The 22,370-nt window shown below is 50.7% G+C and carries 29 protein-coding genes; 17 read left to right on the forward strand and 12 right to left on the reverse strand.

All coding sequences use genetic code 11. The annotated features are described in order from the left end of the window. Positions 1–3 precede the first annotated feature (3 nt). From brxL to ACESYO_RS04850, 7 genes are all read left to right on the forward strand, one after another. A complete protein-coding gene (gene brxL, locus ACESYO_RS04820) occupies positions 4–1,455 on the forward strand; it encodes a BREX system Lon protease-like protein BrxL (RefSeq protein WP_076944459.1) in 1,452 nt (483 codons plus the stop codon). Further along, positions 1,445–1,642, forward strand: coding sequence for a hypothetical protein (locus ACESYO_RS04825; RefSeq protein WP_071430723.1), 198 nt, complete (start codon positions 1,445–1,447; stop codon positions 1,640–1,642). The genes brxL and ACESYO_RS04825 overlap by 11 nt, the downstream gene beginning before the upstream one ends. Positions 1,643–1,651: 9 nt before the next feature. After that, the gene (locus tag ACESYO_RS04830) at positions 1,652–2,776 is read left to right on the forward strand and encodes a cysteine desulfurase family protein (RefSeq protein WP_235821954.1); all 1,125 of its coding nucleotides are present in this window, start codon (positions 1,652–1,654) and stop codon (positions 2,774–2,776) included. 73 nt (positions 2,777–2,849) lie between these two features. Beyond that, positions 2,850–3,023: a hypothetical protein gene (locus tag ACESYO_RS04835; RefSeq protein WP_158100246.1), complete on the forward strand. Its 174-nt coding sequence runs from the start codon at positions 2,850–2,852 to the stop codon at positions 3,021–3,023. Positions 3,024–3,025: 2 nt separating this feature from the next. After that, positions 3,026–3,685, forward strand: coding sequence for an SIMPL domain-containing protein (locus ACESYO_RS04840; protein ID WP_083389885.1), 660 nt, complete (start codon positions 3,026–3,028; stop codon positions 3,683–3,685). A gap of 20 nt (positions 3,686–3,705) precedes the next feature. Then, a complete protein-coding gene (locus ACESYO_RS04845; protein WP_373209448.1) occupies positions 3,706–4,416 on the forward strand; it encodes a hypothetical protein in 711 nt (236 codons plus the stop codon). A 271-nt stretch (positions 4,417–4,687) separates the two neighbouring features. Continuing rightward, on the forward strand, positions 4,688–4,927 hold the full coding sequence (locus ACESYO_RS04850) for a hypothetical protein (RefSeq protein WP_071430715.1): 240 nt from the start codon (positions 4,688–4,690) through the stop codon (positions 4,925–4,927). A gap of 64 nt (positions 4,928–4,991) precedes the next feature. Here the strand turns inward: ACESYO_RS04850 and ACESYO_RS04855 are convergent, their stop codons facing one another. From ACESYO_RS04855 to ACESYO_RS04910, 12 genes are all read right to left on the reverse strand, one after another. Then, on the reverse strand, positions 4,992–5,219 hold the full coding sequence (locus ACESYO_RS04855; protein ID WP_071430713.1) for a sporulation initiation factor Spo0A C-terminal domain-containing protein: 228 nt from the start codon (positions 5,217–5,219) through the stop codon (positions 4,992–4,994). Positions 5,220–5,350: 131 nt separating this feature from the next. Further along, on the reverse strand, positions 5,351–5,668 hold the full coding sequence (locus tag ACESYO_RS04860; RefSeq protein WP_071430711.1) for a helix-turn-helix domain-containing protein: 318 nt from the start codon (positions 5,666–5,668) through the stop codon (positions 5,351–5,353). A 435-nt stretch (positions 5,669–6,103) separates the two neighbouring features. Beyond that, positions 6,104–6,526: a hypothetical protein gene (locus tag ACESYO_RS04865; protein ID WP_087233705.1), complete on the reverse strand. Its 423-nt coding sequence runs from the start codon at positions 6,524–6,526 to the stop codon at positions 6,104–6,106. A gap of 14 nt (positions 6,527–6,540) precedes the next feature. Then, the gene (locus ACESYO_RS04870) at positions 6,541–7,200 is read right to left on the reverse strand and encodes an endonuclease/exonuclease/phosphatase family protein (protein ID WP_071430708.1); all 660 of its coding nucleotides are present in this window, start codon (positions 7,198–7,200) and stop codon (positions 6,541–6,543) included. Continuing rightward, positions 7,197–8,705 carry a Y-family DNA polymerase gene (locus ACESYO_RS04875; protein ID WP_087233708.1) on the reverse strand — a complete coding sequence of 503 codons (1,509 nt, stop codon included), beginning with the start codon at positions 8,703–8,705 and terminating at the stop codon, positions 7,197–7,199. Before ACESYO_RS04875 ends, ACESYO_RS04870 begins: the two co-directional genes overlap by 4 nt. 27 nt (positions 8,706–8,732) lie before the next feature. Continuing rightward, entirely contained in the window at positions 8,733–9,137 is a 405-nt protein-coding gene (locus ACESYO_RS04880) for an MmcQ/YjbR family DNA-binding protein (RefSeq protein WP_373209447.1), read from the reverse strand. Between the two features lie 3 nt (positions 9,138–9,140). After that, positions 9,141–9,719, reverse strand: coding sequence for a flavodoxin family protein (locus ACESYO_RS04885; protein ID WP_071430702.1), 579 nt, complete (start codon positions 9,717–9,719; stop codon positions 9,141–9,143). A 37-nt stretch (positions 9,720–9,756) separates the two neighbouring features. After that, complete coding sequence (locus tag ACESYO_RS04890) at positions 9,757–10,173, reverse strand: UPF0158 family protein (RefSeq protein WP_071430700.1); 417 nt, start codon at positions 10,171–10,173, stop codon at positions 9,757–9,759. A gap of 4 nt (positions 10,174–10,177) precedes the next feature. Continuing rightward, a complete protein-coding gene (locus tag ACESYO_RS04895; protein WP_071430698.1) occupies positions 10,178–11,164 on the reverse strand; it encodes an SEC-C metal-binding domain-containing protein in 987 nt (328 codons plus the stop codon). Then, on the reverse strand, positions 11,161–11,466 hold the full coding sequence (locus ACESYO_RS04900) for a carboxylate--amine ligase (RefSeq protein ID WP_071430695.1): 306 nt from the start codon (positions 11,464–11,466) through the stop codon (positions 11,161–11,163). The genes ACESYO_RS04895 and ACESYO_RS04900 overlap by 4 nt, the downstream gene beginning before the upstream one ends. Positions 11,467–11,509: 43 nt before the next feature. After that, the gene (locus tag ACESYO_RS04905; RefSeq protein ID WP_071430693.1) at positions 11,510–12,025 is read right to left on the reverse strand and encodes an ImmA/IrrE family metallo-endopeptidase; all 516 of its coding nucleotides are present in this window, start codon (positions 12,023–12,025) and stop codon (positions 11,510–11,512) included. A gap of 71 nt (positions 12,026–12,096) precedes the next feature. Further along, positions 12,097–12,519 carry a helix-turn-helix domain-containing protein gene (locus tag ACESYO_RS04910; RefSeq protein WP_071430691.1) on the reverse strand — a complete coding sequence of 141 codons (423 nt, stop codon included), beginning with the start codon at positions 12,517–12,519 and terminating at the stop codon, positions 12,097–12,099. A 263-nt stretch (positions 12,520–12,782) separates the two neighbouring features. Between ACESYO_RS04910 and ACESYO_RS04915 the strand changes: the two genes are divergently transcribed. The 10 genes from ACESYO_RS04915 (at position 12,783) to ACESYO_RS04960 (ending at position 22,322) form a co-directional block, all read left to right on the forward strand. After that, the gene (locus tag ACESYO_RS04915) at positions 12,783–13,034 is read left to right on the forward strand and encodes a hypothetical protein (protein WP_071430689.1); all 252 of its coding nucleotides are present in this window, start codon (positions 12,783–12,785) and stop codon (positions 13,032–13,034) included. A 2-nt stretch (positions 13,035–13,036) separates the two neighbouring features. Next, positions 13,037–13,771: an ImmA/IrrE family metallo-endopeptidase gene (locus ACESYO_RS04920; RefSeq protein ID WP_071430687.1), complete on the forward strand. Its 735-nt coding sequence runs from the start codon at positions 13,037–13,039 to the stop codon at positions 13,769–13,771. A gap of 311 nt (positions 13,772–14,082) precedes the next feature. Then, entirely contained in the window at positions 14,083–14,691 is a 609-nt protein-coding gene (locus ACESYO_RS04925; RefSeq protein ID WP_235396398.1) for a hypothetical protein, read from the forward strand. A 555-nt stretch (positions 14,692–15,246) separates the two neighbouring features. After that, the gene (locus ACESYO_RS04930; protein ID WP_140400354.1) at positions 15,247–15,405 is read left to right on the forward strand and encodes an SHOCT domain-containing protein; all 159 of its coding nucleotides are present in this window, start codon (positions 15,247–15,249) and stop codon (positions 15,403–15,405) included. 193 nt (positions 15,406–15,598) lie between these two features. After that, complete coding sequence (locus tag ACESYO_RS04935; RefSeq protein WP_087233714.1) at positions 15,599–17,140, forward strand: recombinase family protein; 1,542 nt, start codon at positions 15,599–15,601, stop codon at positions 17,138–17,140. A gap of 17 nt (positions 17,141–17,157) precedes the next feature. Further along, the gene (locus tag ACESYO_RS04940; protein ID WP_087233717.1) at positions 17,158–18,063 is read left to right on the forward strand and encodes a recombinase family protein; all 906 of its coding nucleotides are present in this window, start codon (positions 17,158–17,160) and stop codon (positions 18,061–18,063) included. Continuing rightward, positions 18,020–19,666 carry a recombinase family protein gene (locus ACESYO_RS04945; RefSeq protein WP_195450675.1) on the forward strand — a complete coding sequence of 549 codons (1,647 nt, stop codon included), beginning with the start codon at positions 18,020–18,022 and terminating at the stop codon, positions 19,664–19,666. The genes ACESYO_RS04940 and ACESYO_RS04945 overlap by 44 nt, the downstream gene beginning before the upstream one ends. A gap of 66 nt (positions 19,667–19,732) precedes the next feature. Further along, positions 19,733–20,053, forward strand: a complete 321-nt coding sequence (locus ACESYO_RS04950) for a helix-turn-helix domain-containing protein (RefSeq protein ID WP_087233722.1) — start codon at positions 19,733–19,735, stop codon at positions 20,051–20,053. A gap of 3 nt (positions 20,054–20,056) precedes the next feature. Continuing rightward, positions 20,057–21,316: a type II toxin-antitoxin system HipA family toxin gene (locus ACESYO_RS04955; protein ID WP_087233725.1), complete on the forward strand. Its 1,260-nt coding sequence runs from the start codon at positions 20,057–20,059 to the stop codon at positions 21,314–21,316. Between the two features lie 295 nt (positions 21,317–21,611). Continuing rightward, a complete protein-coding gene (locus ACESYO_RS04960; protein WP_087233727.1) occupies positions 21,612–22,322 on the forward strand; it encodes an LURP-one-related/scramblase family protein in 711 nt (236 codons plus the stop codon). Positions 22,323–22,370: the final 48 nt, after the last annotated feature.

The raw sequence follows: 22,370 nt of genomic DNA on the forward strand, positions 1-22,370 counted from the left end.
CTCGTGACCGAAAAACTTCGGGATTGTTTCGATGAAATGGTCGTCTACAAGGATTTGAAGAAAAGCAACTTCTTTTCTGCGTTAGGTCTGCCATCGTTTTTGAGAGACTGGCTGCTCAAAAAGTTTGCTGATGATGAAGGTAATCTGGACATAGACGAACTTACGGATTTTATCCGCACCTATCTTCCGAATAAAGAAGAATGGGTCAGAATCAAAGATAGAATCATTAACGATAACGAGCGTGTCAAACTCCTGACCAAGATTTCTGTCGATATAAGCATAAAAACCGGAGAAATCACCTTTTCATTGCCCGACTTCGGTTTGACAAATAAAGAAACCATGATTGATGTGTCTACATGGGATCAGTATCGTGGAGAGCTTATCAGTGGGCAGGAGGTCTGGGGTGTGGTCGAGCTCGGCTATCGACCCCCGGATGACACTGCGAAGCCTAAAATTCCAGGGAAAATTCGCCTTACTGGATTTACAAATTTCTGCCCTTATACTATTGACCTTGATTATTACAAGGATGTTCGGAATGAATTTACAACTTCCGAGTGGATTGATGTGCTGTTAGGGGCCATAGATTACAATGCGGGCGGGTATGAAAGTGAGGAACAAAAGCTTTCCATGCTGACACGCATTCTTCCCTTTGTGGAGAAACGCCTCAATCTGATAGAGCTTGCACCCAAAGGAACTGGCAAGTCCTATGTATTTGGCCATGTGAGTAAATATGGTCTTCTAACAGATGGCGGAAAGGTAACTCGGGCAAAAATGTTTTATGATACCGCTCGGAAGACTCCCGGCTTTGTTACCGGCCACGACTTTATCGCAATAGATGAGGTAAAGTTGGTGCAGTTTGGCGATGTGAACGAAATGCGCTCTATCATGCAGGGATATATGGAGTATGGACAGTTTAACATCGGTGGCTACGAGGGGAAATCTGATGCAGGCATCATCTTCCTGGGTAACATCGCACAGGATAATATGGATGAGTGGCAGAATATGTTCTCCGAGCTGCCCTCACTATTTCAAGAAAGTGCATTGGTAGACCGAATCCATGGTTTCATCAAGGGTTGGGATATACCAAGAATGAATGATGATTTGAAGCTGTCCGGCTGGGCGTTAAATTCAGAATACTTCTGCACCATTTTGCACGAGCTTCGCAATGATGTGAGTTATAGAGCGATTGTTGATCAAATTATTGATGTTCCTGATAGGGCAGATACCCGTGACACGGAGGCCGTAAAGCGCATTGCAACAGCATATTTGAAGCTGTTGTTCCCGAATGTGCGGAGCGCACGGGACATCAATCCAAAGGGATTCCAGCAATATTGCCTTCGTCCTGCTGTCCGTATGCGTAAAATCATCAAACGGCAGCTTGGGATTCTCGATGTGGAGTTCAAGGGTAAGGATGTGCCTTCTTTCTCGCTGAAGGAGATTCCTTATGAAAATTGATTGTATCATCTGCGGTAAAAATAATCTTAACAAGAACACCATCGGTATTAACAAAAAACTATTGGGCGAAGACATGGAGAATTTCTACTGTATGGATTGCCTTGCCGAATATCTTGGGTGTACTGTTGAGGAATTGCTTGATAAAATCGAGGAGTTCAAAGAGGAAGGCTGTAAATTATTTGAATGAGGTGGGATTGTGAAGCGTTTTATCTATGCGGATAATGCAGCCACAACACAACTGGATATTGATGCGTTTGAGGCGATGCAACCATATCTTTTAGAAGAATACGGAAACGCTTCGCAGCCCTATTCATTTGCGAGAGCGCCCAAAAAAGCTCTGCGGGAATCGAGGGAAATCATTGCCCAGTGTATTGGCGCTCAACCTGACGAAATATTTTTCACTTCAGGTGGTACGGAAAGCAACAACTGGGCAATAAAGGGAACTGCATTTCTCGACCCGGAAAAACACGGATTTATAACATCAGCCATTGAGCACCATGCGATTTTGCGTCCGTGCGCTGATATTGAAAGAATGGGCTATCCCGTTTTTTATCTGCCGGTAGATTCTACCGGCAAAGTAAATACCGCAACGCTGTCAGAACACATTGCACCGGATACTCGGCTGGTTTCTATTATGGCCGCCAACAACGAGATAGGCTCCATTCAGGACATTCCAGCGTTAGCTGCCATTGCTCATTCCGTTGGCGCAATGTTTCATACCGATGCTGTTCAGGCGGTTGGACATATCAAAATAGATGTGAACGATCTTGGTGTAGATATGCTTTCTGCTTCCGCCCACAAATTCCATGGTCCCAAAGGTATCGGCTTCCTGTATGTCCGAAAAGGGACGCCGCTGGCTCCATACGCAAGTGGCGGCAGTCAGGAAAACCACATGAGGGCGGGCACAGAGAATATCGCATCTATTGTAGGTATGGCGGCTGCATTAAAAAAATGTGTAGATGGACTGAAAGATACAGCGGAGCATTTAACTCGGCTGGAAACCAAACTAATCATGGGCTTGTCAGATGCGAATGTACGATTTTCCAGAAATGGGAGCGCAGCACATATCCCCGGGAACATCAGTCTCTCTTTCCCCGGCTACAGTGGTGAAGCCCTCTTGCACCGATTGGATTTGATGGGAATCTGTGTCTCTACTGGTTCAGCCTGCAATAGCAGAGAAACACAAATATCCCATGTGTTGCAGGCGATTAAACTGGAGCCAGAACTGGCAAAGGGAACAATACGATTGTCGTTAGGAAAGAACAATACAGAAGGCGATATCGACGAAATCGTTGATGCACTTTTGCGAATTTTGAAGTAGAGCTTCTATTGAATACGATAACAATCATCAGCACTTGCTGGATGTGATGAAGTCCCTGTAAGGTGGTGTCATGATGAGCGAAGAACAACCCCTGATTGATTTTAGCCAAATCCCAGAATATGAAATGAAAGCCCTCTGCCGTACACTGCTGCAATCTTGCAGGGAGTTCTATTCCGACCCCAAGAATGTTGAGAAATTTGAACGGTGGAAAGCAGAGCGTGACAAGGAAAACAGAAAAGAGGTGTGATGATGTCAAGGACGATAACCGTAAAAGGAGTTGGCAGAGTCTCCACTCCGCCGGATTACATCGTCATCTCCATGAGCCTTGAAGCGCAGGATACGAACTACGAAAAAGCGATGGAACAGGCCGCACTCCAGATTGACTATCTAAACAAGGCGCTGGAATCTGTCGGATTTAAGAAGAAGTCTGTAAAAACCGTGAATTTCAATGTTCGCACAGACTATGAACGAGTAAAAGACAGAAACGGCAACTATAAAAGCGTATTCAACGGATATATCTGCAATCACCGGCTCAAAGTTGAATTTGATTTCGACACAAGGCGGCTGGCGCAGTCCCTTTCCGCAATCTCAAAATGTCTTGCCAAACCAGAGCTGTCCATCGCCTTCACAGTAAAAGACCCGTCTGCGGTCAACAAGAAGCTTTTGAAATCCGCAACGATCAACGCACGGGAAAAAGCGGAAATTCTTTGCGAAGCCTCGAATGTGGCGCTGGGAGATCTGCTCGCCATCGACTATAATTGGGGCGAACTCAATGTTGTCTCACGCACTGAATATATGCTTGATGAAAAGTGCTTGGCGATGCCGATGGGAGCCATGGCCGATATGGACATCGAACCGGATGACATTGATGTAAGCGACACAGCCACTTTCGTCTGGGAGATTCGATAATCAGAATGTGAGGTGCGGAAATGACTTGGGATGAATATTACGAAAAGTTCTATGACTGGGCGACGAGTACACAGATTCGACGGCTTTCCGCCCTCACCTCCTATGGCTCCCCGGCTGAAGTCACCGAAGTAGCTATGGAATTGTGTGATGAAAAGGCCGCAAGTCGGCTGATAAACAGAGCCTTGGATGCCGGTGTCACCTTTCAAGTCGAGAATATTGAGGATTTGAATTGCTGCGTGGATACAGCGACGATGAAGCGTGTCGTTTCCTCCGTCCAAGGAACACTTTCCGATGAAGCGTTGGATACCCTCACCGGCTGCATGGATGATGAAGTATTCCAGACACTTCTGAAAAAGGCTACGAGCGACCAATATGCACCGGCAACGATTATGGAGTTGGTTGACTGCGCAGATGAAGAGACCTTCAAAACGATGGTAATGAAAGTCACGGGATGCTTTGACGCTGAGCAGCTTGATATTTTGAGGGATTATCTTGACCAGGCAACTATCGAGACTCTGATTGAGAAATCGTTACAGGGCAAGGTGCGGTTCGCTCCGCAGCAAATCATGGAGTGGCTCGATTTTGGAATTTCGGAATCCCTCATTGAAAAAATGTCGCTGACCGCCCAAGGGACATTTGATGCCAATCAAGCTGAGGAGTTGTATGATGTACTTCCCAGACGATACATATTTGAAGATTGCGAAAAAGCATCATCTGGAACTTCACAATGAGCCCATCTACGAGGACATATCTTATCAGGAATCCGCAGCACCTCGATTGGGCTTTTGGGGAACGCTATTCGCTGCGATTGCCGGAATCAATGCAGTTTCCCGGCACAGCGAACGACACCAGCATAACGGACATTGTAACGGGGACTGCGCCAACTGCCCTCCCCACTATGGGTATCGCTATGGACGATGGTACTATGGCCACGGTCATCAATACGGCTGCGAGTTTGGAGGTAACAAAGGCGATGGCAGCATGGATTGATGAGGTGCATTGATGTTTGGAAAAAAGAAAAAGGCTCCTGCGCCGGCCTTCGATGTGACGCAAAAGCTGAAGAAAACCTGGTATGGCGGCAAGAAACGGATTCCTACCACAAAGGCGGAACAGCGCAAGATGAAGGAGGCAATCCTGAAGGTTTATCCCGAGGCGATTGTCATAGATGATAATGCAAAGCGGCAAAGGGAACTGGATTGGATAGATCGAATTAAGGAATACGATGCCTTGTTCAATGACTAAGGCTATAAAGCCACCGAGAAGATAGCAGAGGGAAACCCGCTACAACATGGTCAGAGCATCCAATTTAATGTAATGATCCGTTTTTATCCAGCATCATTGCCACCTGAAAGATGAACTCTTCCGGTGTCGGTCTGTCGCTTTTGAATGACATCATATCCCACAACTTTTGCGCCTCCTTGTCATGGTGATCGTAAGCATGATCAATAGCCAACTGCATTTCACGGAGTACATTTTCTGGCGTGGTTCCGTTCTCCCTGGCAATTTTCGCAATAATCTCTTCAAAGTTTTTCATGGATATTCCTCCGTCTTTAGACTTTTCTCTTGTTCTTTGGCGCAAGTATAACATCATAAGAATGTCGAAATCACTCACATTTTGACAGAGGAAAAAGAAAAAGCGTGGAAGAGCCGAAAGCTCTTCCACACTCATCTATCTACCAATACAGACACTACTTTTAAGACCCGCATCCTTTCTTCGTGAGGGAGCGCCTCGATGGCGGCAGAAAGCTCCGAAGCAACTCCGGCAGTCGCTCGATCCACCACATCCACCAGAAGGTCATCCGCAGATACGCCAAGCACATTTGCAATCGCTACGAAAGTGTCCATCCTCGGAATCTTGGTTCCGCGTTCAATCACGCTCACATGGGTCGGGCTAATGTCAATGCAGGCGGCAAGATCTTCTTGTGTCATGTTCTTTTTCTCCCTTGCAGCCTTGATTCTTTGTCCAACTGCTCTTGCATCCATCCTGCCACCGCCTCCTTTAGAACTCGCTTTTGTTCTAAAGAATAGTATAGTGGTGATGGCCTGATTCATACAGAATCCAAAGAACGAGGTATAATTCTAAAGAACTGTTTACGCGGATAACTTTCAGCAAAGATAGAAAAATCGAGTATCAGGTAAGGCAGTATTGATTGACTGCGCTTTTGATAGCACGCACCAATCAATCGTTTTTTTCAATCTGCATCCAGCGGCGCACTGACTCGAACAGTGCAGATGGCTTCACGCAAGACCTCATGGTCGAGCTGTCCTGGCGCTGCCGCAGTAATAGTTTACAACACGATCCGCCCCGATGCCCGAATGCCTTGTAGTCTCCACCGCATCGATACTGGTGCCAAAGAACAGAAATTCCCAGCCATATAGGAGGACTCTTCTTCGGTTTGGTCGCAGGGAAAGCAGTAATCACAAAATTCCTCGAAAGCATTCACTCTCGATATCGGCGATCTCATCCAGTGGGATTTTCGTCCCATCGGTCAGAACAAATACTCGCTCATAATAGTCAATCCGTTTCAGACTGCCGGTGTGGGATGTATAGGAGCCTCCGGCCTTCCTCTCATCCGGGACGAAGTAGGTAATGGTGATCTCCGGTCGGTCTGCTATGATGTCCTGAAGGTACTGCTGTTTCCGGTCCAGCTCCTCCCGCACTTCCTCCCCAATCTCCACTTTTGTATCTGTCAGCCGTCCGGTTTCCTGGATGGCATCCTCGTAGCCGGTGAGAGCGGCGAAGGGGGAAAACTGTGCCGCTCTGTCCAGCATGGACATCTGCGGCCTTGTTTTGGAGACATGATGGGGCAGATGGATGATGTCATCATACTGTGTTTTCATGATTTTTGCCCCCCTCAAAAGGTGACCACAATTCCCTTGTGGTCGGATAAACGCTTGTCCACATTCCATTCTTCCAGAACTGGCCGTTTGGTGGTAACCATACTGCTTGACACGGCAATGTGGTCAATGCACTCTGTCTGTCTTTCGGTCAAAAGGGTCAATCCTGTATCACGAAACAAATCCAGAAGCGTTGTCCTTGCGGCCTGTGTGAAACAGTAGTTATCCGAGAAGGAGCAGTTAAAATCTCCGCAGACACATATCCCATCGCCCAATTCGGACAGGCGGCGAATGTCATCACACTGCCGGTGCAGTTGTTCCATGAAGGAAGAATGACGATTGCCCAGCGTACCTATGATTGTCCCATACACCAGCAGATTCCCTTTTTCCGTCTTTAGCTCAGCACAGAGGGCGGTACGCGAATCATAGGTTTGATGCAGCCGAACAACGGGATAGTTGGTGTAAAGCGAGACGCGATTTTCTGTGACGGCATAGGGAATGGTCTTATCTCCCATCAATGATGTGGTCTCGCAGCAGAAGGCATAATCGGGATGCAGCCGCTTGTCTGTCTCGGTCAGCACAAGGATGTCGGCATGGATGCCATCACATAAGCCTTGTATCTGGTCGAGCTGTTTTTTGTGCCTGAGCCGCTCCACATTCCATGTGGCAATTTTCACGCCCTATGCCCTCCAATCTGCCCGTTCCTGTCCTTGGCCGTTGCCCCTTCTTCCAAATTCATTCCCCGGAGGATCGCATTCTTGCCGAACTTCTTCTTGATGGTCAGCATAGCCGTCTGCATTTTCTGCTCCCGCTCCAATTCCTGCTTTTCCCGTTCCTGCTGCGCCTGTTGTGCGGCATAGTCGGTAAACAGGTCGAGCTGTTCAAAGCCCCCGTTTTTCACCGGCGCAGACTCTTTCGGAAGGACATGGTTCGCCACCACATTCAGCCTTCGGATGAGAAGGTTTTTGCCTACAATGCAATCAAACAACTCTGCCGCAGCGCACATTATTTTGCGTGTAGATGATGTGTGTCCGTCCAGATTGATGGTGCCATGGGCGTGTTTGGGGATCTGGCGTCCGTAATGATCCTTCACAACCGCACCGTGGTACTTTGCTTTTCTGGCCGGGTCGGTGAGGTTTTCGATGTCATAGCCCACCGTCACCACCAGCTGATCGGTGACAAGCCCCTTGTCCACCAGATCCAGCGAGAGCATATCGGCCATCTCCCGCAGGACAAGCCGTGCCTTCTCCGCATTGTAGGGACAGTGAAGCACCTGCCCGGAGCCTAAGCTGTTGGAGCTTGGCCTGTATGCCTTGATCGCCTCAATGGTGGTCGGCTCCCAGCCCCACGCATGGTCGATGAGCAACTCCGCATTTTTCCCAAAGAGTTGATACAGTAGGTCCTCGTTGCGCTCGGACATCCGCGCCACATCGCCCATGGTGAACATCCCATGCTCTTCCAGCTTCTTTGCATAGCCACGGCCTACCCGCCAGAAGTCGGTGAGAGGCTGATGCGACCACATGGTCTGCCGGTAGGTCATCTCGTCCAGCTGGGCGATGCGTACCCCGTTTTCATCCGCTGGGATATGCTTCGCCACAATATCCATGGCCACCTTACAGAGAAAGAGGTTGGTGCCGATCCCCGCCGTGGCCGTGATGCCTGTTGTCTCAATGACATCCAGTATGATCTTCATGGCAAGGTCATGGGCAGACAGCTTGTAGGTATTCAGGTAGTCGGTCACATCCATGAATACCTCGTCGATGGAGTAGACCACGATGTCCTCCGGGGCGATGTATTTCAGGTAGACCTCGTAGATCTTTGTGCTGTATTCCATGTAGTAGGCCATGCGGGGCGGGGCGATGATGAAGTCGATTTCCAGCTTCGGGTTTTGTTGCAGCTCAGAGATGAAGTGTGACTTGCCCTCCAGCACTCTGCCCGGAGCGTCGTGCCGCCGTCCGGCGTTGGCCTCCCTGACCCGCTGCCTGACCTCAAAGAGCCGCCCCCGGCCGGAAATGCCATAGCTTTTGAGGCTTGGGGTGACGGCAAGGCAGATGGTCTTGTCAGTGCGGCTTTCATCCGCCACAACAAGATTGGTGTCCATGGGGTCAAGCCCGCGCTCCCGGCATTCCACCGAAGCGTAGAAACTCTTGAGGTCGATTGCGATGTAAGTGCGCTGCTTCATGCTTCGGTACGCCTCCTTTCAGCGGCATCAGCTTTTCTTGGCTTTCTTTTTCCTCTTGGGCGCTGTTGCGCCATAGCTCATATCCAGCAGCATTTTGATCAGTTCGTCCGGCACACTGCCGTCTAAGGCAACCGAGATCCAGTTTGCCTTGTTCATGTGGTAAGCCGGAAAGATGCCGGGTTCTTTCCGCAGTGAGCCGATGAGGATCGGGTCGCATTTGAGGTTTACCACATCAATAACATCCGAGCCTGCCAGACCCAGCTTGTTTTTGGGAACATCCATCACAAGGGCAAACCATTTGCGGTTGCCCGGATGCCGGAAAACCTCGTTGTTGGGGTATTTTATCCACGGGTGGTTTGCCTCACAGGGATAGGTTTCAAGAATATATTGCTTGAACTGTCCCCGATTCATTCTGCAAACCTCCCGCTGCATTGCTCAATAGATGTGTTTTCCAAATTCATATGCCTCTTGCAGATGGTCGGTCTTGTCAATCTGTGGCTTGCCGTTGGTGTCGCCGCAGCCTCCGGCCAATAGCATCCCTCTGTCATGGAATCCGATGTAGTTGACAAGGGTAAACTGATAGTAAGAAACCGCTTGCTCAAATGTCCAGAAGAAATTGTCAGCGGAGGTCATCAGCAAGGCGCAGTCTTTGGAGGGGTATTTCTCATACCGTCCCAACGGCGGGTTGGGATCTTCCTCTGCGATGCAATAAAAGCGCTCGATCAGCGCCTTTAGCTGAGCGGAAATCGTCCAGAACAGTAAGGGTGAGGCAAAGACAATGCAGTCTGCATCCTTAATTTTGGGAACAAGCTCGTTGAAGCTGTCCTTCTGTACGCAAGGCTTTCCATACCGACAGGCGTTGCATCCCATGCAGCCCTTTACTTCCTGTTTTCTCAGTGAAATAACTTCTACGGTATGCCCCGCTTCTTTCGCACCACGGGCAAAGTGTTCCACCAACTGGGCAGTATTTCCGTTGGGTCTGCCGCCCCCTTGGATAATGAGAATGTTTTTCATCCGGAACCTCTTTTCTGCTCTTGATACAGCTTCCAATTTATTCGTACTCCACATCGTTGTCCCGGCACCAGCGCTCTGCCAGCTCCCGGTAGGCATCCGCCTGATAGTCGTACCACAGCTGCTCGATGCCGTGGAAGCGGATGGTCTGCTTGAAGCGCCGGAATGCACCCCTGCCCCGGATCGCTGCGCCGAGTTCGTTTTTCATCCTTCCCGGCGGGAGGTAGTCCACAAAGGAGTCCATGATGCTGTATTCGTGGATATCATATTTTGTCGGAAAATGCAGGAACCGCTTCGGTTCGTTCTCAACCAGAGCGGCAAGCGCCTCGTCGGTCTCACCAGTGACCCACGCATCGGGCAGATAAACCGTTTCGTTGGTTTTGGTGTCGTAGAGCATCGTGTAGGCATCGCTGGCCTGTTCGATTGCGTCTATGACTGTTTGCAGCTTGATTTTCATATGCTCACCGTCCGCAGCACTTTTTGAACTTCTTACCGCTGCCGCAGGGACAGGGATCATTCCGCCCCACCTTCTTCGGCTTAGCAGCAGTTTGAGCCGCTGCAATCTCTTTCAATAAACTCATACGCAGTTCTTCACTTGGCATATCCATCGTCAAGATCCCCTGCCGCAACTCTTCGGGATTCATGGTTCCGTCCGCAATGGCCTGACGGATGTTCGGACCAAAGGAAAGGGATTTGGGGATGCGTTCTTCCGGGGGAAGTAAGGCAAAAAGTTCATCAGGAGTATGCCCTCGGTTGCATTGCATCCGCACATGGTTGTGAAAGGGGGTATAGACCTCGGCAAAATCGCCTACATCCACTTTGCGGCGGAACTCCACGCCAATCTCATCCAACCGGTTCAGCACATCCTCCAATCCGGCGTTCATGCAGTGGAGGCCATAGTAGATGTCTACGAAAACCGCTTCCATCTTGTCCTCCGGCACGGTGGTTTTGGTCAGGAGGAAGGTGCGGAATGCTTCCGCTTCTGGGGTGTTCTCCCAGTAGAAGGGATTGTCGTAGGCCAGAAGCTCCTTTTTGTCCGGCACATAGTAGGGTTTTCCCTGATGGCCCCGTAAGACCTCGTGATAGGGATCAAGATCCTCGTCGATCAGCTGCACGTCGATGACCTCATATTCCATCAGCTCCGTTTCGGGGCCGTCGTAATAGAGTTCAGACTTGCCGAGGATGTAGTAGTCCTCACACTCATGCCGCGCGATTTCGGCAAAGGCCAGAAACTCCTCCCTGGTTACAAGGGATTTATTCTGGGAGGCGATGATCCCATAGAGCTTGTGCAGGGGGATAATGCCGTACAGATTGGCGGCGGCATTAAAATACTTCCGCAGGAGCCGGGAAGTGGCGTCCTTCAGCGGGATCTCCCGATAGAGGGCGTTCAGTTTTCTTCGCCCGTATATCTCCGGCATCGGGATATAATAGGGTTCCTCTCTGCTCATTCCGCTTCCTCCACGATTCCAAAGTCAATGAGAATATTCTTGTCAGCATGGGTAGGATAGACAATGCCGGTCATCTCGTAGGCGTACCGCTTGGTCTTACGGAAATCCTTTGTCCGCTCCGGAGCGAAGGCGGCGGTCTCATACTTTTCGTATTCCGACAGACCGGCAAGGTCATCCGCAGCTGCCTTGATGAGTGCGTCGGTCACATCGTAGATGTCTTTTCCATACTCCACAGCCACCAGCTCGTGCTTCTTCACATCCTTGTCCAGATTCCCGAAGGAACGATACAGCAAATATTTCATCTTGATTTTCTCCTTTTCGCTTGTCCCGGCAAAACCATCTCGTTCATTTTAAGAAATCGCTTCGGTGTTCCTGTTCACGGAAGCGATACCCCCTCGTGTTCAGCTCTGAGACCTTGAGCGCCACCAAATTGATGTCCGAAGACATTGCCCGCGCAATCTGGCCCACATCGTAGCCGCCGTATATGTATTCCAGAATTTCCTCGTCTGGAAGGGCGATCTGTGCGGCAAACATATTTGCCTCGTATTCCATGCGCTTGTCTCTCATGTCAAAGATATTGAATTCCTGCAGTCCGCCGGCACGGATTGCATCTTTACGGTGGAGGCGGTCATGGCCGATCTCATGGAGCAGAACAATGTCGTGCATCACGGGGTCGAGATGTTTATTGATAAAGATATAGCGGTTTCGTTCAATGACCATGTATGCGCCTTTTTGACGGGAGAAATCACGAGACATGACGATCAGCCCCAGCTCCCTTGCGATCCGGTCAGCATTTCTCGTGCCGCATTGCCGCACAATACGGTTGGCTTTTTGAATGGCTTCCTCCGCTCGAATCAGCATAGTGGTATCACCCCTTCCGGGCAGAATGGTACTGTTTCAATATAACAGATGAAAAGTCCCATAGAGCGGGCTTACTTCGTTCCTTCCTGCTGTTTCAGATACTTTTGGGGCGTGTATTTCTTGTTTCGCTTCTTCGCATCGATATAGGCTTCCTGAATGGCAAGCATCATCTCATCCATATCTTCTTCTGCCATCTCGCCTCCGGAAAAGGCTACCCTTACTTCTTTTAGCAGTCGCTCGGCGCCCTTCTTGCCCCGATAGCCATATTGCTGCCCCGCCATTGCGATGAAATCGTCGCCCTCGTTGTGCAGATAGTCTGCATCGCAGCCGAGAATCCGGGCAAGAATGCCATACACCTCGCGGTTCTGGGGGTATGTGCTGCCCTTTTCATAGTTGGTGATCGTCTTGAGTCCTACTCCCGCCAGTTTCGCAAGTTCCGCCTGAGTAAGTCCCTTTTCCTTGCGCAGTACGCGGAGCTTTTCTCCGAACCTCATAGTATATCCTCCTACCTGTAAGCGTGATAATATGCAATCTATTTGCGTTTTCCGCCTAAAAGTGCTTGACACAAGCAATCCGTTTACATATAATGATAATACGCAATCGCTTTACGCATTTATTGTATATCGGTTTGCGTGTCCCGTCAAGAGTGCGCAGACCAAAATGTGATGTTCGTTTTCGTTTGGACTGAAATTGGTAACGGACACCGGGCAACGAGAAAGTTGCCGGTGCCCGTTATGTGTAGCAAGGAGTGAGAAACATGAGTGCACACTGCAGGAAAGCCTATGTCTCGGTCAATCTGGATGTGGATCAGGAGGGCGTATTCCATCCGCGCTTCATCCGGTGGAAAAACGGCCTAATTTTTCAGATCGATCAGGTACTCTATAAGTGCCGTGCCTCTTCCAAAAAGGTGGGTGGCGGCGGCATTCGCTATACGGTGCTGATCCGTGGCAGAGAATCCTATCTGTTTCAGGAGGGCAGCAAGTGGTTTGTTGAAGCAAAGGAGACCTAACGATGATCTTATCCCAGAAGAAAATCGAAGAAATTGCAGTAGCCGTAACCAAGGATTTCAATGAGTTCTTTTTCGGCAGCGAAACCAAGGACATCCGACGAATGGCACGAGGGACACCGATTGACCAGTTCGCCAAGGAATACCTTGGCTTGGAAGTGTCGTTTGCCCATCTTTCCCCGGATGGAAGCATCTGTGGTCTGACCGCCTATGCGGATACCGAGTATATCACGGAAGAGATGGGCGTGAAGCGAACCATCCCACTCAGGAAAAATCAAATTCTGATGGACACCAGCTTTATTCAACCCGGACAAGTCCAAAAGCTCTGCGGCAAGAGACGCTTTACCCTTGCCCATGAGTGCGCACATCAGATTTTGTTCCAGATGGAAAGTGAAACTGCGCAGTCAGCCTATGCAAAGAAATACTCGGCACGGACAGTGTATTCGCTCCGCGACTTAAAGACTCGCGAGGACTGGAATGAATGGCAGGCTAATGTCCTTGGCGCGGCCATCCTTATGCCGCAAAAAGAAATTGATCTTGCCATGTGGTATTTTGCCGGTGGCAAGAAGTTAATCAATTACGAGGGGGTGTTCGCATATCGTGACAAGTTATCACTGTCTCTTTTGTGTAGGCAGTTTGCCGTGTCGAAGTCGGCGGCTGTAATCCGGCTGAGACATCTCGGTTACATTGAGGATCGTCCGTACCGGGAATATTCAGATCCCTTGGAGGTGTGGGCATGAAAAAGAATATCCGCATCTCTGAGCCGTCTGAGGAAATGATGGAGAAGATCCGAAAAGCGCGTCATGCCATCGCAAACCAAAAAACAAGGATGGTGAAATGTCCCTTCTGTGGACACAATTCAATCGCTGTATTTGAGGACACCAGAGGCCATGTCCAAGCAAAGTGCAAACGCTGTGGACAGGAGACCGTCTTTAATGTCCTCAGTATGAGACGGTTAAAACTTCGCTTTTATCAAGACCGATAAGGGCAGAGATTAACAAATAAATATTGATAGCTGTGCTGTGGAGCCGCTGACTGGTGAGTCTTCCTAATGCCGCATGATCAGATGTTTCCAAAATGGAAACACCTGATTTATCGGTATGGAATTACACGCTCACCGTCATGCGGCTCTTTTTGTTGCCTCGTCATTCCGCTGCTTCGCACCAGCGGAAAGGACGAAGCAATGAAAGGAATCCCGAAAACCCCAGTCGAGTTCGACTATGACCTCTGGACAACGGAGGACGGCAAGTGCATGGTGCGGATCAAGGCTACTGGCGAGGTAACAGAGGTGGAGCGCACTGTGATGCAGGTGTTGCGTTCGGAGGAAAAGCGGTTCCGTCGAGCAATGTCACTGGATCAGGAAGCGGATAGAGACGGCATATCCAAACCAACGATTCTATCGCTGGATGTGCTCCCTGAAGATGTGACAGACTCCAACTGGTTGGCTGATACGGTCGATTACACAGAAGAAATCTCCACGAAGCTGCTGGAACAAAGACTGCGAGAGAGCCTGACTCCTACCCAATATGGAATTTACCAGGCTTGCATTCTGAATGGGATCAGTTACAAGGCTTATGCGGATCAAATGGGAGTCAGTTATCAGAGCGTCCAGAATGCAATCCGACTCATTCAGAAAAAAGCGAAAAATATTTTTGGGTGATGGTTGTGATTTGCTGAAAAAATGTCCGTTGTAAAGTGAAGGGGTTCTTCGGACGCCTTCATTGAACCTTTTCAACTGAATATCCGGCAGCTAAATAACATCAGCGGATGAGCGAGCGATGCGGACGGTGCGCGATGACCACCTGTAGGGGAGAAAGGGGCAAAGCCCTCTTTCTCTTCTATCAATGACGGCCAATAAGGTGCCCAGCGGGTCCACCGATCCAAAAGCAGGCGTGGCAGTCTGTTTCGTCAAGACCTCATCCGCCTACAATGGTACCCCTGCCCAGCCACAGTCTCAAGCAATGGGGGCAGCTCGGAGAGATCCTCGGAGGGGTTCGATTCCCGGAGTGCGGCGCCCGCCGCAGTTTAGATGTCCGCCCTGGCCTGGGGAAGTAGTGTCGAATACAGGCAAAAAAAGACGAACAATCGTCTTGATATCAGAAGCAATGGGGGTCACCCACTATGTAGCGAAGTAAGCCAACACTGCCGCAACCAGACGGGGTGGCCCCTATTTTTGTGGTATCAATTCAATTTTGCAGTTAGGAGGGATCACACCATGATTACCATGTCACAAACCAAAAGTGCAAACTATCTGTTTATCGTGGTCGTGCTGAAATCGATGCGGAACAGCGGTGTGATCACCGCCGCTGAATACGAGCGAGCCAAGCGATATTACCAGAAGCTTACCGGCTCGGATCTTGTTATTGCGGATTAGGATGTCAGGACGGCATCGTCTAATCTGATGGAGTTTGCACGGCGCAGTCTGTTGACTATGTAGAAATTTCCTGATCTGCATTTATTCAATGGATTTTATCTTCTTCTTGAATATAATGTTGCTTGAACCGTAAAAGTGGATTGTACCAAAATGTAGTACAATCCAAAATTCAGCCAGAAAGGGGATTCTGCTGATGCCACAGGCCAAACTCATCTCGCCCATCACCAGACAGGAAATTCGGAAAGTCCGAGTCGCTGCCTACTGCCGGGTATCTTCCAATTCAGCAGATCAGCAGAACTCCTATGCCAACCAGATTCGGGTCTATACCAGCCTCATTCAGAGAAAAAAAGAGTGGGAACTGGTGGAGATCTTCGCGGATGAAGGGCTGTCTGGCATGAAAGCGCAGAACCGAACCGAATTCCAGCGAATGATCAAGATGTGCGAACAGCACCAAATCGACCTGATCGTCACCAAGTCCGTCTCCCGCTTCGCCCGAAACGCCAAGGAGTCTCTGGAATATGTCCGGAAGCTGAAGCTGCTCGGCGTGGGGGTGCAGTTCGAGAAAGAGGGAATCTACACTCTGGCCCTCGGGGATGAAATGCTCCTCAATACCTTCTCTGCCATTGCGCAGGAGGAGTCCAAGGCTATTTCCCAGAACCAGCGGCTTTCCATCGTGAAACGGATGCAATCGGGTGAGTATGTGGACAGCAACGCTCCATACGGTTTCCGGCTGGTGGAAAAGGCACTGGTGGTCTATGAACCGGAGGCGGCCATCGTCCGCATGATGTTTGAAAACTACCTGAGCGGCCAGTCTACATCGGAGATCGCCCGCGACCTTAACAGCCGCGGCATCAAAACTAAGACCGGGAAATCCCTCTGGCGCTCCACCAAGGTGGCGTACATCCTTGGGAATGAACGGTATTGCGGCGATTGCAAATACCAGAAAACCTACCGTGACACCACAGTCCCGTTCAAACAGTTCCGAAATCGAGGCCAGGAGGATATGTTCTACGCCTCCATGACCCACGCTCCGCTCATTGACCGAGAAACCTTCGACAAGGTCCAGACCCTCCTGAAAAAGCGTCAGGATATCTTTGGGAAATCCACAGCGCAAAATATCTATCCTCTTACGAGCCGCATTCAGTGTTCTGAGTGCGGCTCGTATTTTCGCAGGCGGCAGGTTTCCGGGACCGCCAAGTGGGGATGTTCCAAACACATTCAGGATCGCACCCAATGCGACTCGAACTACTACAGTGAGGATCGGATCTATGATGCCTTCATCGCCATGGTCAACAAGCTTCGGTTCTCCGAATACGACATTCTGGGTCAAACCCTGCTCCGCCTGGAATCCGCCGAGCTGAAACAAAAGCGGAAAAACACAGCCGCAAGGGAGATCAGCCGGAGCATCGCAGATCTCAATGCCAAGCTGGTGATGGTGGAACAGCTCCATGCAAAAGGATACCTCAAAGACGAGGTCCACAAAGCTCAGGTGCAGGATATCAACGACCAACTGCGCCAACTGAAGCGTGAGCGCCAGTGTGAATTCTCCTCGGGCATCACCGATATAATCGAGGAAGTGACACGGCTGAAAAAACTGCTGGAGGAGTTGGAAGAACCCCTGGACCGATTCGATGAAAAGCTGTTTGCCGAGATTGTCCAGGCCATCCGCATCACCCGCCGGGATGAAATGACGGTCACCCTCATCGGCGGGCTGCGATTTACAGAAATGCTCTGACGGAGAGGAACCTCAAAATGAAGAAGATACGCTATATCCCATACGGTTACACTATGCGGAACGGAAGGACAGTCATCGCACAGGATGAAGCTATGGTCATCCGTGAGATATTCAGCGCCTACATCAACGGCGCTTCCCTCCAAAGCATTGCCGAACTGTTGACTGAAAGGAAGATCCCCTACAGCGAGAGGACGGATGTGTGGGATAAAGCCCGTATCGCAAGAATCATAGGAAACGCCAAATACCTCGGAGATGGAGAATATGACCCCATCATCGAGGAGGAGCAGTATGAGGAGGCTGCTGCGGTGCGGACAGCCCGCCAGCGGAACACCTTCGAGAAAAATCTGGAGGGGATCGACCTGCTCCGGAACCGGGTCCGGTGCGCGGAATGCGGGGCGCCAATGCGGAGGAGAGTAAGCAACAGGCACCGGATTCGGGAAAGCTGGGAATGCACCAATGCGGATTGCGGACAGCGCATACGAATTTCCGATACGCATCTGCTGGAAAAGGTGACGATCCTGATGAACCGCATCATCGCTAACAGCCACCTGCTCATACCCCGCCCCAAAAAACGAAGGGAGTTGTCGGCAGAGGCTCAGCAAATCAACAGGGAAATCGATGCCGAACTGGAGCGGGATAATCCCAGTGACGCCCTGGTCATCGCCAAAACAATTGAGATGGCGGAGCAGCTGTACGCAGAGAGCGATACACATCTGCAGATCGCCGCATCCATCGCCCGAAAACGTGTGCGCATGATGACGCCCCAGGAGGAATTCAGTCCGGCCTACTTTAGTGACATCGTCGCCTATCTGACGCTGGGAAGCGGAGGACAGGTGATCCTACATACCAAGACCGACGTAGAGATCGGAGGGGATGAAAATGAATGTAACCAGGATACCGAAAAAGACCATATCGGTCATTGAGCCGAAGCGCTCGCTGATCGTCAACAAGGAGCAATATCACCAGCGCCGGGTTGCCGCCTACTGCCGGGTATCCACTGACAGCGAGGAACAGCTTACCTCCTACACCAACCAGAAAAAAGTGTACACCGAAATGATTGCCGCCAAGCCGGAGTGGGAATTTGCCGGCCTGTACGCTGATGAGGGCATCTCAGGAACTCGAGCAGATAAACGGCCCCAGTTCCAAAAGATGATCAACGACTGCCTGGCAGGAAAAATCGACTATATCATCACCAAGTCGGTCTCCAGATTTGCCAGAAACACTGTTGACTGCCTGGACCATGTGCGTATGCTCAGGGCAAGAGGGATTGGCATCTACTTCGAGGAGCAAAATATAGACACACTGCAAATCGACAGCGAGCTCTATCTGGTCATCTACGCAGGGTTCGCACAGTCTGAATCCGAAAGCATCAGCAAGAATGTCACATGGAGCTTTCGGAAGCGATTCCAGGACGGCAAGCCCGTATTCAATTATAAGTGCCTGCTTGGATACCGAAAGGGCGAGGACGGAGAACCGGAGATCGTCCCGGAGGAGGCATCCATCGTGGAGAGAATCTTCAATATGTACCTGTCAGGTGAAACCATCAACCGGATCTCAACCAAACTCAGAGAAGAGAATCTCCAGATACCAGGAAAACGATTCTCCTTCTCTGCGAGCATGATTAAGGGTATTCTCCGGAATGAACGATACTGCGGGGACAGCATCCTTCAAAAGACGGTCACAATTGACTGTATTGGCAAGGTCCGTCGCAAAAACACGGGTGAGGCACCCATGTACTATGTACAGAATAGCCATGTTGGTATCATCAGCCGAGAGCTCTTTCACAAAACGCAGGAAGAACTCGCCAGGCGGATGAGTCGGGAGCCAAACTCCACCAAAGCAGCCACTACGGCCACCGGAAAATACTCCCGGTATGCGCTGTCCAATGTGATGATCTGCGCCGAATGCAGGAGCCGATACAAGCGCGTGACCTGGACATCCCGTGGGAAAAAGCGGGTGGTCTGGCGCTGCATCAATCGATTGGACTACGGAAAGCGGTACTGCAAGTCCTCCCCTACAGTAGACGAGGAAGCGCTCCATGCTGCTATCGTCCGGGCGGTCAACCGCTTCAATGAGGAAGACGAGGCCACCTATCTGGCACTTATGAGGGCGACCATTGGGGAGGCCATCGGGCTGAACGGGAACAGCGATGAAATCGACCTGCTTCGCCGAAAAATCGATGGTCTGAACCGCAAAATGGTGTCCCTCATCAATGAGAGCGTAGAGAGCGGCGAGGGCATTGAAAGCCATGAGGCGGAATTCAAGGAGCTTTCCGATACCATCGAACTCCTGCAAGGGAGAATCAAAAAGCTGGAGGACGCCCTCCTCTCGGACCAGGGGAATGATGGCCGCATCCTCCAGCTGCAGCAAATCATCGCAGATCGTGCGTCGAGAAAGATGGAGTACGACGATACCATCGTCCACCAGATGATCGAGTGCGTAAAGGTATATCCCGACGGCAGGCTGGACATCATCTTCGGCGGCGGGTATCTCATCGAGGAAGCGCTCAATGAGGAAAACAAATAACTTCAAATATAATTGACATAATCGCCAAGGTAATATACTATAATGTATGTTAGGAGGCGATGATGTATGGGCAAAAGAGCGGCGGTCATCATGCCGCAGACAAGAAAGATTCTGGAGCAGATGGGTGAGCAGATCCGCCTTGCCCGCCTGCGCCGGAAGCTGAGTCTGGAACTGGTGGCGGAGCGGGCGGGGATCAGCCGGGCCACCCTCATCTCCATCGAGAAGGGTGCGCCCACGGTATCCATCGGCTCCTATGCCGCCGTGCTGCACGCACTGAACAATATGGACAGCGACCTGCTGCTTATTGCCAAAGATGATGAATTCGGCAGGAAGCTGCAAGACCTGGCGCTGCCTACCAGACGGCGGGCGCCCAAGAAAGGAGAGTAGCCCATGGCGCAGGACGAAAAGACCATCTATGTATATGAAAATTGGCGTGGAGAGACCCCCACCCTGATGGGGCGGCTCCGCTGCAGCTTTATCCGGGGGCAGGAAACCTTCTCCTTCGAGTATGACCCCGCCTGGCTGACATCCGCCGAGAGTTCCTTCTCTCTGGACCCGGATCTGGCCCTCTACCGGGGACGGCAGTATGTGCCGCTGGACAAGCGGCTCTTCGGGCTGTTCGCCGACTCCTGCCCGGACCGCTGGGGCCGCCTGCTGATGCGGCGCAAGGAGGCAATTGACGCCAGAAAAGAAGACCGAAAGCCCCGAAACCTCACAGAAAGCGATTTCCTGCTGGGGGTCTACGATGAATCCCGCATGGGGGCACTGCGGTTCAGCCTGGAAGAGGGGGGAGACTTTCTCTCCAACGACAAGTCCTTCGCAACGCCGCCCTGGGTTCATCTTCGGACACTGGAAAACGCCTCTATCGCCTTTGAGAATGACGAAAGCGGCCTGAACGAAACATGGCTGCGGGAGCTTCTGGCCCCCGGTTCCTCTCTGGGCGGAGCAAGGCCCAAGGCCACGGTGCAGGCAGCGGACGGCGCTTTGTGGATCGCCAAGTTTCCGTCTAAGCACGATGAATCCAACAGCGGCGCATGGGAGAAGGTCGTGCATGACCTGGCGCGGCTGTGCGGATTGAATGTCCCGGAATCCAGGCTGGAGACCTTCTCCAAGACCGGCAGCACCTTCCTGGTCAAGCGATTTGACCGGGATGGCCGCCGCCGTATCCATTTTGCCTCCGCCATGACTCTGCTGGGAAAAACCGACGGAGCCTCTGCGGCGGACGGGAGCAGTTATCTGGATCTGGCGGCGTTCATCCGCGCCAATGGGGCGGCTCCCAGGCAGGATCTGGCTGAGCTGTGGAAACGGATCGTATTCAGTATGGCGGTGTCCAACACCGACGACCACCTGCGCAACCACGGTTTCCTCCTGACTCTCACCGGCTGGCGACTGGCTCCGCTCTACGATGTAAACCCAGTCCCCACAGGCGACCGTCTCTCCCTCAATGTGAGCGAGTACGACAACACCATCGACCTGGATCTGGCGCTGGAGGTCGCTGACTACTTCGGCTTATCTCCCCAGGAGGCTCAGCAGGCGGCGGAGGAGATCTGCAAAACCGTATCCGGACACTGGGAGCAGCTGGCCGGACAGTATGGCCTCAGTCGGGGCGCTGTGGAATATATGCGCCCGGCCTTTTCCCTCCGGCCATGAAATTAAAAATGGACCATTCCCACAGGAACCGTCTCCATCGAAGTTAGGTTTCTTCGGAATACGCTTTACAGTCATAGCGTGTGTTGGCATCGCATCCAAATCAAAGGCAAAGACATTGTAATGGGGGACTGCACCAATTGTCTCCCTCACAGTGGTTACCGATACTGCAGATGGTATTATGGACATGACCATGTACGCGGCTGCGAGTTCGGCGGAAATAAAGATAGTGGCAGCATGGATTAATTATCCGCGAAATTTACAAGTTCTCTTACAGAACACGATAGGAGGTGCGCTTATGAGTTTAAAAGGTAAACTCACAGCTTTAGCTGGTGCTAAAATCGCCGAAAAAGTCATACCGAAAGGATCGGTAGATGGGGTGGTAAACTCCGTGCTGAATAAACTCGGTCAAGCCACAGGGCAGAAAACTGCGGCCGAACATATCCAGGGAATCAAGAAAAATTTCCTGGTTATCAAATCAAAGTCCTATTCCATAGGCACGATGGTCGGCCTCTTTACTGGGAAAACGCCTGATATGAATGATTATCTTGGGCGTTATCAAATTGTTGACGGCAATGGTACGCTCAAGTATAAATCTAACGCTGAGAACACTATCACCGACCGTGAAATCTTGGATTTGTTTGATGCAAACGGAAATAAAATCGGCTATGTTAAAGAGCATCTGATTTCTACAGGTGTTCCGTTGTTTGAAAAAGAGGTGAAGAAATGCACGGTATTCTTGGGTAAAGAAAAAATCGCATTGCTAAAAAAATATGTGTCATTTGGTAATCTGGAGTTCGAGGTTCTTGAAGGTAGTGTCAAAATCACACACCAGGAAGGCAAGAGTTTCAAAATCCAATATAAGGGTAAGCAGGTAGCTACTCTGCATGATTGTCCTTTAAATCTTAAGGATGGCTATGCCGATAAATTCGTTATGGAGTATGATAATTCTGAAGATGAAGTCATTGCAATTCTGCTTGCAACAGCAATCGACCTTATAAATACATAAATCTTTTAAGCATGAACGATGTATCTACCAACGGCGAATGGGGTAAGG

This window comes from Allofournierella massiliensis (assembly GCF_964241245.1).
In the GTDB taxonomy this organism is placed as follows: domain Bacteria; phylum Bacillota; class Clostridia; order Oscillospirales; family Ruminococcaceae; genus Allofournierella; species Allofournierella massiliensis.